The organism is Streptomyces sp. NPDC085481 (assembly GCF_044541845.1).
GTDB lineage: Bacteria > Actinomycetota > Actinomycetes > Streptomycetales > Streptomycetaceae > Streptomyces.
On the sequence record NZ_JBITTJ010000001.1, the window covers coordinates 1,052,758 to 1,065,318 of the forward strand.

Consider the following 12,561-nt stretch of genomic DNA (forward strand, 5'->3'; position numbering starts at 1 on the left):
ACCGCCAGACCCGGTTGGGACTTACATACGGCTCAGCACAGGATCCAGCCGGTGGACGCGCCCCGGCCGGCGACGGAGGCGGAGGCGCGCACACAGCGGTTGAGGGCGTGCACCGTGACCGGCCCGGCCTGCCGGGAGAGCCGCCCGGCGACGACGGCGGCCCGCCCGCCGCGCGGCTGCAGCGACACCGACATCGCCCGCGGCCCGCCGGGCCGCTTGGCGACGGCGACCGCGCACACGTAGTGCCGGGTCCGGTAGAGCCGCAGCTCACCGGTGGAGAATCCGATGGTGCGGGTGGGACGACCCTGGCACACGGAGACGGCATCGGCGGACCCGGCGCCGGGTCCGGCGAGCACGAGTCCGCCCGCGGCGACGACCAGGGCGAGCAGGTAAGCGCACAGCCGTCGTCTTCTCGACGTCACTCCAGCCCCACCGAACACCTGCACCCCTCCCCTGACTCTGTCGTACGTGCATACGACGCAGCCGGGCCGGGTTCGGTTGCCTGCGAGTCGCCTGCGAGTCGGCTGCGGGTTGCCCGCGGTTGCCCGCGCGCACTACACCCGCTCGGGCTCCTCCTCGCTTATGTCCTCGCCGATGAACGTCCGCCAGAGCTCCGCGTACGTGCCGTCGAGGGCGAGGAGCTCGTCGTGCGTGCCGTCCTCGGCGACGCGGCCGTGGTCCATGACGACCACCCGGTCGGCGCGGGCCGCGGTGGTGAGGCGGTGCGCGACGACCAGGGTCGTACGGCGGCCGGCCAGACGGTCGGTGGCCGCGTTGACCTGGGCCTCGGTCGCCAGGTCGAGCGCGGCGGTGGCCTCGTCCAGGAGCAGGACGTCGGGGTCGACCAGTTCGGCCCTGGCCAGGGCGATCAGCTGGCGCTGGCCCGCCGACAGGTTGCGGCCGCGTTCGGCGACCTCGTGGAGGTAGCCGCCGTCGAGGGTGGCGATCATGTCGTGCGCGCCGACCGCGCGGGCCGCGGCCTCCACCTCGGCGTCGGTCGCGTCGGGGCGGCCGTACGCGATGGCGTCGCGGATCGTCCCGGCGAAGAGGTACGCCTCCTGGGGCACGACGCCGAGCCGGTGGCGGTACGAGGTGAGGTCGAGCTCGCGCAGGTCGGTGCCGTCGGCGGTGACCCGGCCGCCCGTCGGGTCGTAGAACCGGGCGACCAGCTTGACCAGCGTCGACTTGCCCGCGCCCGTCTCGCCGACGAAGGCGACGGTCTGGCCGGCCGGGATGCGCAGGTCGATGCCCGTCAGGGCCTCTTCCTCATCCCCGTAGGCGAAGGAGACGCCCTCGAACGCGATCTCGCCGCGCAGCGACCGCACCTCCCGCGGGGCGTCCGCGGCGGCGGTGGAGGTCGGCTCCTGGAGGAGCTCCTGCATCCGCTTCAGCGAGACGGCGGCCTGCTGGTAGCCGTCGAAGACCTGGGACAGCTGCTGCACGGGCGCGAAGAACAGGTCGATGTAGAGCAGGTAGGCGACCAGCGCACCCGTCGTGAGCGTGCCGGCCTCGATGCGGTTCGCGCCGACGATCAGGACGGCCGCGGCGGCCACCGAGGACAGCAGGGTGACGAAGGGGAAGTAGACCGAGATCAGCCACTGGCCGTGGACGCGGGCCTCGCGGTACTCCACGCTGCGGTCGGTGAAGCGCTGGGCGCCGGTGCGCTCGCGCCGGAAGGCCTGCACGATCCGCAGTCCGGCGACCGACTCCTGGAGATCGGCGTTGACCACGCTGATCCGCTCGCGGGCCAGTTCGTACGCCTTGACGCTGGAGCGGCGGAAGAAGTACGTGGCAACCGCGAGCACCGGCAGGGTCGCGAAGACGACCAGGGCCAGCTGGAGGTCGAGCACCAGCAGGGCGACCATGATGCCGAAGAAGGTGACGACGGAGACGAACGCGGTGACCAGACCCGTCTGCAGGAAGGTCGACAGGGCGTCGACGTCCGTGGTCATCCGGGTCATGATCCGGCCGGTGAGCTCGCGCTCGTAGTAGTCCAGGCCGAGCCGCTGGAGCTGGGCGAAGATCTTCAGCCGCAGCGAGTAGAGGATCCGCTCGCCCGTGCGGCCGGTCATCCGGGTCTCGGCGGTCTGCGCCGCCCACTGGACCAGGACGGTCACCAGGGCGAGCGCGGAGGCGGCCCACACGGCGCCGATGGCCAGCCGGTTGACGCCCTCGTCGATGCCGTGCCGGATGAGGACCGGCAGCAGCAGGCCCATGCCCGCGTCGAGGGCGACCAGGCCGAGGCTGACCAGCAGCGGAAGGCCGAAGCCGCTCAGCAGACGGCGCAGCCCGTACGAGGTCTCGGGGGCGACGGCGCGGTCCTCGTCGACGTCCGGGGTGTCGGTCGCGGGCGGCAGGGCCTCGACGGCGGCGAGCAGCTCGGGCGTGGCCCCCGGGGCCGCGGTCTCCCGGTCGTCGGTCTCCTCGCGCACCCACAGGGTGGGCGTGATGCCCCGCTCGGCGTCGAACTCGGCGTCCAGCTCGGCCCGCAGCGTGCGGTCCTCGGGCACCTCGACCGGCAGGGCGTGGCCCGGTGAGACGGCGCCCAGCTCGTCGGGGTCGGTGAGCAGCCGCCGGTAGAGGGCGGAGCGCTGCTCCAGCTCCTCGTGCGTGCCGATGTCGGAGAGCCGGCCCTCGTCGAGGACGGCGATCCGGTCGGCGAGGCCGAGGGTGGAGCGACGGTGGGCGATGAGCAGGGTGGTGCGGCCCGCCATGACGGACTTCAGGGCCTCGTGGATCTCGTGCTCGACCCGGGCGTCGACGGCGGAGGTGGCGTCGTCGAGGAGGAGCAGCCGAGGGTCGGTGAGGATGGCACGGGCGAGCGCGATGCGCTGGCGCTGGCCGCCGGACAGGGTGAGTCCGTGCTCGCCGACCTTGGTGTCGTAGCCCGCGGGCAGCTCGGCGATGAACCGGTCCGCCTGGGCGGCGCGGGCGGCGGTCTCGATCTGCTCCTGGGTGGCGTCGGGAGCGCCGTACGCGATGTTGGCGCGGACCGTGTCGGAGAACAGGAAGCTGTCCTCGGGGACGAGGCCGATCGCCGCGCGCAGCGAGTCCAGGGTGAGCTCGCGGACGTCGAGGCCGCCGACGAGGACGGCGCCGTGGCTCACGTCGTAGAAGCGGGGCAGCAGCAGCGAGACGGTGGACTTGCCGGACCCGGAGGCGCCGACGACGGCGACGGTCTCGCCGGGCCGGATCTCCAGCGAGAAACCCTCGAGGACGGGGCGGCCGTCTTCATAGGCGAACGAGACGTCGTCGAACTCGACCGTGGCGGGCGCGTCGGCCGGGAGCTCCTTGGTGCCGTCCTCGATGGTCGGCTCGGTGTCGATGAGCTCCAGGACCCGCTCGACGCCGGCGCGGGCCTGCTGGCCGACGGTGAGGACCATGGCGAGCATGCGGACCGGGCCGACCAGCGAGGCGAGGTAGGAGGAGAAGGCGACGAAGGTGCCGAGGGTGATCTGGCCGCGGTAGGCGAGCCAGCCGCCGAGGGCGAGGACGGCGACCTGGCCGAGGGCAGGGACCGCCTGGAGCGCGGGGGTGTAGCGGGAGTTGAGCCGGATGGTGCGCAGCCGGCCCGCGAAGAGCTTCCGGCCGGCCTCGCGGATCTTGCCGGTCTCCTGCTCCTCCTGTCCGAAGCCCTTCACGACCCGGACCCCGGTGACGGAGCCGTCCACGACGCCGGCGACGGCGGCGGCCTGCGCCTGCGCGTACCAGGTGGCGGGGTGGAGGCGGGTACGGCTGCGTCGGGCGATCCACCACAGGGCGGGGGCGAGGGCCAGGGCGATCAGGGTCAGGGGCAGCGAGAGGGCGGCCATCACGCCGAGCGAGATGAGGAACAGCAGCACGTTCCCGATGGTCATCGGGAGCATGAAGAGCAGCCCCTGGATGAGCTGGAGGTCGCTGGTGGCCCGTCCGACGACCTGCCCGGTGGACAGCTCGTCCTGCCGCCGCCCGTCGAGCCGGGTGATCGTCCCGAACATCTCGGTGCGCAGGTCGTGCTGGACGTCGAGGGCGAGGCGGCCGCCGTAATAGCGCCGGACGTAGGTGAGGCCGTAGACGACGACGGCGGAGGCGATCAGGAGCCCGGTCCACAGGCCCAGGGACCCGGTCTTCGAGCCGATGACCTCGTCGATGACGACCTTGGTGATGAGCGGGACGAGCGCGAGCACGGCCATGCCCGCCAGGGACGACCCCAGCGCGAGCACGACGTTGGTCCGGTACCGCCAGGCGTAGCCCCACAGCCGGCGCGCCCAGCCCTGCCGCCGCTGCCCGGCCTCTTCCCGCTTGGCCTGTTTCTGCCCCACCGCCGCCACGAGGCGCCTCCCGTCCGTACTGCTCTACCGGAAGCCCCAACACGGCCGACGTGCGATTTCATCCCGCCGCAACAATCCCGGGCCGAAGACCGGCCGGAGGTCCCGGCCTGGCCGTTCCGGGGTCCTAGGACCCCGGAACGGTCGGGCCCGTCCCTCACAGGTGCGTCGGCTCGAACATCCGCAGCAGGGCCGGCAGCACCACGACCGACGGGCCCGGGGTCGCCAGGGCCTTGGCGAGGTCCGCGGTGAGGGTGTCCGGGGTGGTGAGGGCGGCCGGGACGCCGAAGGACTCGGCGAGGGCGACGAAGTCCGGGCGGGCCAGTTCGGTCGCCGTGGCCTCGCCGAAGGCGCCCGTCATGTACTCGCGCAGGATGCCGTAGCCGCCGTCGTCGACGATCAGCCACGTGACGTCGAGGCCGTACTGCTTCGCCGTCGCCAGCTCCGCGATCGAGTACATCGCGCCGCCGTCGCCCGACACCGCGAGCACGGGGTGGCTCGGGTCGGCCGCGGCCGCGCCGAGCGCCGCCGGGAAGCCGTAGCCGAGGCCGCCGGCGCCCTGGGCGGAGTGCATGGTGTTGGGGCGGCGGGCGTCGAAGGCGGACCAGGCCCAGTAGGCCAGGATCGTCATGTCCCAGAAGCTGGGCGCCGCGTCCGGCAGGGCCTCCCGCACGGCGGCGACGACCTGCTGCTCCAGACCGAGGTCCTGGGCCCGGATGCGGTCCCGCACCTTCGCCAGGACGGCCCGCACCCGCTCCGGGGCGGTGGCGTCCTCGCGTACGTCCACGGTCTCCAGGAGGGCCTGGAGGGCGAGGCGCGCGTCGGCGTGGATGCCGAGGGCCGGGTGGTTGGACTCCAGCTTCCCGGGGTCGGCCTCGATCTGGATCACCCGGCCGCGCGGGGCGAAGGTGTGGTAGTTCGAGGACAGCTCGCCGAGGCCCGAGCCGACCACCAAAAGGACGTCGGCGTCCTCGAGGAAGTCGGTGGTGTGCCGGTCCTCGAGCCAGGACTGGAGCGACAGCGGGTGCTCCCAGGGGAAGGCGCCCTTGCCGCCGAAGGTGGTGACGACCGGGGCGTTCAGCTGCTCGGCGAGCGCCAGCAGCTTGCCCGAGGCGTCGGAGCGGACGACCCCGCCGCCCGCGATGATCGCCGGGCGCTCGGCGTTCTGCAGGAGGTGGGCGGCCAGCGCGGTCAGCTCGGGGCGCGGGACGACCTCCTCCGGGGTCGCGTCCATCGCCGTGACCACGGGCAGCGCGGTCTCGGCGAGCAGCACGTCCTGCGGGATCTCCACCCAGACCGGGCCGTGCGGCGCGGTGAGCGCCGACTTCCAGGCGGCGGCGATCGCGGACGGGATCTGGGACTGGGTCCGCACGGTGTGCACGGACTTCACGACGTCCCGGAAGGACGCCTGCTGGTCGCGCAGCTCGTGGAGATAGCCGTGCCGGCCGCCGCCGAGTCCGGCGACGGGGACCTGGCTGCCGATGGCGAGGACGGGCGTGGAGGCGGCCGCGGCCTCCTGGAGCGCGGCGAGCGACATCAGGGCGCCGGGCCCGGTGGACAGCAGCAGCGGGGCCGCCTCGCCGGTGATCCGGCCGTACGCGTCGGCGGCGAAGCCCGCGTTGTTCTCGACGCGCAGTCCGACGTAGCGGAGCGCGGAGCGGCGCAGGGCGTCGAACATGCCGAGCGCGTGCTGGCCGGGGAGGCCGAAGACGGTGGTGGCACCGAGACCGGCGAGGGTCTCGACGACGAGGTCGCCTCCGTTGCGACCGGCGGGCGGGTTGAGCGCGGCGGCGGTCTGTGCGGCGGTCGGGCGCAGGACCAGGTCGTGGTCGTGGGTCATGAACGGTCCCTCGGGGGCGTGGCGTGGTCGGTCGGGTGCGGCCCGGCGGTCGGGGTCGTGCCCACCCGTTCCGCCCTGCGGCGAGTGGACACGACCCTGACGGTGTCTGCGTTACGCGCGGCTCGCCGCGATCTGGCGCGACATGATCGTCGTCAGCTCGTACGCGGTGTGGGAGGCGGCGACGGCGGTGATCTCGGCGTGGTCGTAGGCCGGGGCGACCTCGACGACGTCGGCGGAGACCAGGTTGCAGGAGGACAGGCCGCGCAGGATCTCCAGGAGCTCGCGCGAGGTCATGCCGCCGGCCTCGGGGGTGCCGGTGCCGGGGGCGTGGGCCGGGTCGAGGCAGTCGATGTCGATGGAGATGTAGAGCGGGCGGTCGCCGATGCGCTGGCGGAGCTGGTCGGCGACCTCGTCGGCGCCGCGGCGGTAGATGTCGGCGGAGGTGACGATGCCGAAGCCCATCTTCTCGTCGTCGGTGAGGTCCTGCTTGCCGTAGAGCGGGCCGCGGGTGCCGACGTGGGAGAGGGCGGAGGTGTCGAGGATGCCCTCCTCGACGGCCCGGCGGAACGGGGTGCCGTGGGTGTACTCGGCGCCGAAGTAGGTGTCCCAGGTGTCGAGGTGGGCGTCGAAGTGGAGCAGGGCGACCGGGCCGTGCTTCTTGGCGACGGAGCGCAGCAGCGGCAGGGCCACGGTGTGGTCGCCGCCCAGGGTCATCATGCGGGCGCCGGTGGCGAGCAGGTCGTCGGCGGCGGCCTCGATGGTCTCGACGGCCTCGTTGATGTTGAACGGGTTGGCCGCGATGTCGCCGGCGTCGGCGACCTGGGCGAGGGCGAACGGGGAGGCGTCCTGCGCCGGGTTGTAGGGGCGCAGCAGGCGCGAGGCCTCGCGGATGGCGTTGCCGCCGAAGCGCGCGCCGGGGCGGTAGGAGACGCCGCTGTCGAAGGGGATGCCGACCACGGCGACGTCGGCGGTGCCGACCTCGTCGAGCCGCGGCAGCCGGGCGAACGTCGCGGGACCGGCGTACCGCGGGATGCGGGACGAGTCGATCGGGCCGCGCGGGGTGTTCTGGTCGCTGCTGCTCATGGTCGGGTCCTCCTGGGGTGAATCTCGGTGGGTTTCCGGCGGGCCCCGGGTCGCGGGGCCCTGCCGGAGGTCTGGGTGCGGCCGCCGTCAGGCGGTCACGGGCGCCCGTTCTTCGGTCTCGGGCTCGGTCGGGGTGTCCTGCCCTGCCAGCCGGGCCCGCCAGTGGGCGAGCACGGCCGCGTCCGTCGGCGGGGTCGCCAGAGAAACGATCACATATGCGGCGAGCGAGGCCAACAAACCATAGTAAACAGGCTCATTTGCAAGGATTCCGTAAGTCCACATCAGGCCGATGACGGAGACACCTCCGACGATCACCGCGGAGAGTGCGCCCTGGACGGTGCCGCGGCGCCAGAGCAGACCGCCCAGGATCGGTACGAGCAGGCCGGCGACCAGCAGGTTGTAGGCGACGGTGAGGGCCTGGACGACGTCGTTGAGGGCGATGGCGATGCCGATCACGGCGATGCCCATGATCAGGATGAAGGCCCGGTTGCCCTTGACCTCGTCGTGCTCGGACCCGCCGGCCTCGCCCTTCCTCGCCACGGTGCCGCGCAGACGTGACCAGATGTCGTTGTTGGCGACGGTGGCGCAGGCGATGAGTGCGCCGGAGGAGGTGGACATCACGGCCGCGAGCGCGGCGGCGAGGACCAGGCCCCGGACGCCCATGGGCAGCTCGTCCTTGACGATGGTCGCGAAGGCGTCGTCGGCGCTGGGCAGCTTGGGGTAGAGCACCTTGGCCGCCGTGCCGATGACGGCGCCGGCGAGCGCGTACGCCAGACAGTAGGTGCCGGCGACGGTGCCGCCCCACTTGGCGACCTTGTCGGTGCGGGCGGTGAAGACCCGCTGCCAGATGTCCTGACCGATGAGCATGCCGAAGGTGTAGATCAGGACGTACGTGAAGATCGTCTCGCCGCCGATGCCGAGCGGCTCGAAGTACGAGGTGGGCAGCGCGGCCTTCATCTCGGCGAAGCCGCCCGCCTTGACGACGGCGATGGGCAGCAGCAGGAGGAGCACGCCGACGGTCTTCACCACGAACTGCACCATGTCGGTGATCGTGATGGACCACATGCCGCCGAGGGTCGAGTAGGCGACCACGATGGTGCCGCCGAGGACGATCGCGACCGTCCGGGGCAGGTCGAACAGGACGTCGAAGATCGTGGCGTACGCGATGGTCGAGGTGACCGCGAGCATCAGGGTGTACGCCCACATGACGACGCCGGAGATGACGCCGGCCGTGCCGCCGTAGCGCAGGTCGAGCATCTCGGAGACGGTGTAGACCTTCAGCCGGGCGATGCGCGCGGAGAAGAGGACGCTGAGCGCGAGCAGGCCGAGGCCGATGGTGAAGACCATCCAGGCGCCGGACAGGCCGTACTTGTAGCCGAGGCCGACGCCGCCGATGGTGGAGGCGCCGCCGAGGACGATGGCGGCCATCGTCCCGGAGTACATCCAGGGCCCGAGGCGGCGTCCGGCGACCAGGAACTCGCTCTTGGACTTGGCGCGGCGCATGCCCCACCAGCCCATCGCGAGCATGCCGGCCAGATACAGGACGATCACTGTGTAGTCGACGGCCATGGGGCCCTCCTTCGCGCACCTCGGTGGCGTGTCGTGCAGGGGAAAGGTGACCAGAGGCGGATCGCGGGGACATCCGCCCGTACCCGCGGCCTCTGGATGGGACGACAGTAGGTGGCCGGAATGCGACGCTGAAGTGTACGTTTCCTCCACCACGCACCCCTGCGGATATACGAAGGGTCCACCCCATGCCCGCACCGGAGCCCACCCCCACCCCGCCCGCACCACCCGTCCCACTGGCCGCACTGCTCGCCCGCAAGGAGCTGGGACTCCGGCTGCTCGCGGGGCCCGGGGACGTCTCGCTGCACTGGGTGCACACCTCCGAGATGGCCGACCCCTATCCGTATCTCCTCGGCGGCGAACTGCTGATGACGGCGGGCGTGCAGCTCACGGACCCGGCGCGGTACGTGGAGCGCGTCGTGGAGGCGGGGGCGGCGGCGCTCGGCTTCGGGGTGGCCCCGGTGTACGACACGGTGCCGCCGGCGCTCGTCGAGGCGTGCGAGCGGCACGGGCTGCCGCTGATCGAGGTGCCGCCCGCGACCCCGTTCACGGCGGTGGCCCGGGCGCTGTGGCGGCTGATGGCGGAGGCCCGGCTGCACGAGCTGCGCCGGGTGAGCGAGGCCCAGCAGTCCCTCGCCACGGCCGCGGCCCGGCCGGCCCCGGTCCCGGCGGTCCTGGGCGCGCTCGCCTCCAGGCTCGGCGGCCGGGCGGCCCTCTTCTCCCCGGACGGTACGGAGTCGGCGGCGGCCGGCCGCGAGATCCCGGCGGAGGCCGGGCGGGCGCTCGCGGACCTCGCCGGCGTGGTGGGCCCGCGACCGGGCGGCCCGGCCTCGGCGAGCGGCGACGGTGGCGGACTGCGCCTGGCCGCGTACGCGCTCGGCGGCGGCGACGGCCTGATCCTGGGCGTGGCGACCGACCGCCGCGATCCGGGCGACCACACGATCGCGGGCGTCGCGGTCGTCCTCCTCTCCCTCCTGACGGCCCCTCACCGCGCCGCCGACGTCACCTCCCGCGACACGGCCCTGGTCCGCCTCCTCCTGGGCGCCACCCCGACGGACGCCGCCGCCACCCTGGGCGAGGGTCCGTGGACGGTCGTCCACGCGACGGGCGGCGACGGCACGCCGTTCGCGGCGGCGTCCTTGGCGGCGTCATTGGGGACCGCGCTGGTGGACGGGGGCGCGGAGCCGGCCGCCCCACCCGGCCCGGTACGCCTCGTCCTGCCCGCCTCCGCCCCGGTCACCGCCCAGCCCGGCTGGACACTGGGCGCCAGCGCGCCCGCCGAAGCCCAGGCGCTCTCCGCCGCCGACGCGCAGGCCGGGCGGGCCCTGCGCAGGGCGGAGGCCACCCGGTCACCCCTGGTCCGGCACCGGGCGGCCGGCTTCACCGGCCTCGTGGACCGGGACGAGGCGGCGGCGTACGCCCGCGATCTCCTCGCCCCGCTCTCCCCCGCATTGGCCGAGACCCTGCGCACCTGGCTCTCCCTGCACGGCAGCTGGGACCGGACGGCGGTGGCCCTCGGCATCCACCGCAACACCGTCCGCCAGCGGATCGCCCGCTGCGGAGCCCTCCTGGAGTGTGATCTGGACGACGCGGACGTGCGGATGGAGATGTGGTTCGCATTGCACTCGGTGGCCGACTCTGGACAGACGGGTTGACCGGTCGGTAACTTCGTCTCCAGAGCCTGAGCAAGCGCTTAGACAAAGCGACCGGACCCGAAGGAGGCGGCTCGTGCGCCGTACCGTATTCAACGAGGACCACGAGGCGTTCCGGGAGACCATCCGCGCCTTCATCGAGGCCGAGGTCGTCCCGGTCTACGACGAGTGGTTCGCCGCCGGTCAGGCGCCGCGCGACTTCTACGGCAAGCTCGGCGAGCTGGGCATCTTCGGCATCAACGTGCCGGAGGAGTTCGGCGGCGCCGGCCTGGACACCCACAAGTTCGAGGCCGTCCTCTACGAGGAGACCGCCCGCGCGGGCGTCCAGTTCGGCGGCTCCGGCGTGCACGTGCTCCTGGCGCTCCCGTACATCAAGATGCTCGCCACCGACGAGCAGAAGAAGCGCTACCTGCCGAAGTTCGTCACCGGCGAGGAGATGTGGGCGCTGGCGATGACCGAGCCGGGCACCGGCTCCGACGTCGCGGGCATGAAGACCACCGCCAAGCTCTCCGAGGACGGCACCCACTACGTCCTCAACGGCGCCAAGACCTTCATCACCGGCGGCGTCCACGCCGACCGCGTGATCGTCTGCGCCCGCACCTCCGCCCCGTCGGCCGAGGACCGCCGCTTCGGCATCTCCCTCTTCGCCGTGGACACCAAGTCCGAGGGCTACTCGATAGGCCGCAAGCTGGACAAGCTGGGCCTGCGCACCTCCGACACCGCCGAGCTCGCGTTCGTCGACGTCAAGGTGCCCGTCGAGGACCTGATGGGCGAGGAGGGCAAGGGCTTCTCGTACCTCGGCCACAACCTGGCCTCCGAGCGCTGGGGCATCGCCTTCGGCGCGTACGCGCAGGCCAAGGCCGCCGTCCGGTTCGCCCAGCAGTACGTCACGGACCGCACGGTCTTCGGCAAGCCGGTCGCGCACTTCCAGAACACCAAGTTCGAGCTGGCCGCGTGCCAGGCCGAGGTCGACGCCGCCGAGGCCGTCGCCGACCGCGCCCTGGAGGCCCTCGACGCGGGCGAGCTGAGCCCCGCCGAGGCCGCGAGCGCCAAGCTCTTCTGCACCGAGGTCGCCCACCGCGTCATCGACCGCTGCCTCCAGCTGCACGGCGGCTACGGCTACATGAACGAGTACCCGATCGCCCGCCTGTACGCGGACAACCGCGTCAACCGCATCTACGGCGGCACCAGCGAGATCATGAAGTCGATCATCGCCAAGTCGATGGGCCTGTAAGTGCCCGAAGCGCACAGTGCTCTGGATGCCCTGCTCGATCTGCTCGACCTGGAGCGGATCGAGCGGGACATCTTCCGGGGCGAGTCCCGCTCGGCGCTCGTCCCCCGCGTCTTCGGCGGCCAGGTGGCCGCCCAGGCGCTGGTGGCGGCCGGGCGGACCGTCCCGGAGGACCGGCTCGCCCACTCCCTGCACGCGTACTTCCTGCGCCCCGGGGACCCGGGCGCGCCGATCGTCTACACCGTCGACCGGATCCGCGACGGCCGCTCCTTCACCACCCGCCGGGTCGTGGCCGTCCAGCACGGCCAGCCGATCTTCCACCTCTCGGCGTCCTTCCAGACGTACGAGGAGGGGCTCGACCACCAGGCGGACATGCCGCCCGCACCGGACCCGGAGTCGCTGCCGACACCGGACGAGATGCTGCCCCGCCACCTCCCCCGCGAGGTCGCGGACCGGCTGATCGAGGCGAGGGCCGCCGTCGACCTCCGCTACGCCGAGGTGCCCCCGTGGGGCTCGGTCGGACAGCCGCGCGAGCCGCGCTCCCAGGTCTGGTTCCGCACCAACGGCAAACTGGCCGACGACCCGCTGCTCCACGTCGTCCTGGCCACGTACGTCTCCGACATGACCCTGCTCGACTCGATCCTCCTCGCGCACGGACGCGGCGGCTGGGCGGTCGGCGACGTGGTCGGCGCCTCCCTGGACCACGCGATGTGGTTCCACCGCCCCTTCCGGGCCGACGAGTGGCTCCTGTACGACCAGGAGTCCCCGACCGCCTCGGGCGGGCGCGGCCTGGGCCAGGCCCGGATCTACACCCAGGACGGCCGACTGGCGATCTCCGTCATCCAGGAGGGTGTCGTTCGCGTCCCGCGCTGATCATCGGAC

8 protein-coding genes are annotated in these 12,561 nt (G+C 72.8%); 3 read left to right on the forward strand and 5 right to left on the reverse strand.

What is annotated here, in order from left to right:
- Positions 1–32: 32 nt before the first annotated feature.
- From ACIGEZ_RS04830 to ACIGEZ_RS04850, 5 genes are all read right to left on the reverse strand, one after another.
- Positions 33–422: a hypothetical protein gene (locus ACIGEZ_RS04830; protein ID WP_399825682.1), complete on the reverse strand. Its 390-nt coding sequence runs from the start codon at positions 420–422 to the stop codon at positions 33–35.
- A gap of 132 nt (positions 423–554) precedes the next feature.
- Entirely contained in the window at positions 555–4,301 is a 3,747-nt protein-coding gene (locus tag ACIGEZ_RS04835) for an ABC transporter ATP-binding protein (RefSeq protein WP_399825684.1), read from the reverse strand.
- Between the two features lie 163 nt (positions 4,302–4,464).
- Positions 4,465–6,147: a thiamine pyrophosphate-binding protein gene (locus tag ACIGEZ_RS04840; RefSeq protein ID WP_399825686.1), complete on the reverse strand. Its 1,683-nt coding sequence runs from the start codon at positions 6,145–6,147 to the stop codon at positions 4,465–4,467.
- 111 nt (positions 6,148–6,258) lie between these two features.
- On the reverse strand, positions 6,259–7,230 hold the full coding sequence (speB, locus tag ACIGEZ_RS04845) for an agmatinase (RefSeq protein ID WP_399825689.1): 972 nt from the start codon (positions 7,228–7,230) through the stop codon (positions 6,259–6,261).
- Between the two features lie 87 nt (positions 7,231–7,317).
- On the reverse strand, positions 7,318–8,799 hold the full coding sequence (locus tag ACIGEZ_RS04850) for a sodium:solute symporter (RefSeq protein WP_399825691.1): 1,482 nt from the start codon (positions 8,797–8,799) through the stop codon (positions 7,318–7,320).
- A gap of 185 nt (positions 8,800–8,984) precedes the next feature.
- Here ACIGEZ_RS04850 and ACIGEZ_RS04855 point away from each other — a divergent pair, with 185 nt between their 5' ends.
- The 3 genes from ACIGEZ_RS04855 to ACIGEZ_RS04865 all read left to right on the forward strand — a co-directional run bounded on the left by ACIGEZ_RS04855 (position 8,985) and on the right by ACIGEZ_RS04865 (position 12,552).
- Positions 8,985–10,451, forward strand: coding sequence for a PucR family transcriptional regulator (locus ACIGEZ_RS04855; protein WP_399825693.1), 1,467 nt, complete (start codon positions 8,985–8,987; stop codon positions 10,449–10,451).
- 73 nt (positions 10,452–10,524) lie between these two features.
- Complete coding sequence (locus ACIGEZ_RS04860; protein ID WP_399825696.1) at positions 10,525–11,682, forward strand: acyl-CoA dehydrogenase family protein; 1,158 nt, start codon at positions 10,525–10,527, stop codon at positions 11,680–11,682.
- On the forward strand, positions 11,683–12,552 hold the full coding sequence (locus ACIGEZ_RS04865; RefSeq protein ID WP_399825699.1) for an acyl-CoA thioesterase: 870 nt from the start codon (positions 11,683–11,685) through the stop codon (positions 12,550–12,552).
- The last annotated feature ends 9 nt before the right edge of the window (positions 12,553–12,561 follow it).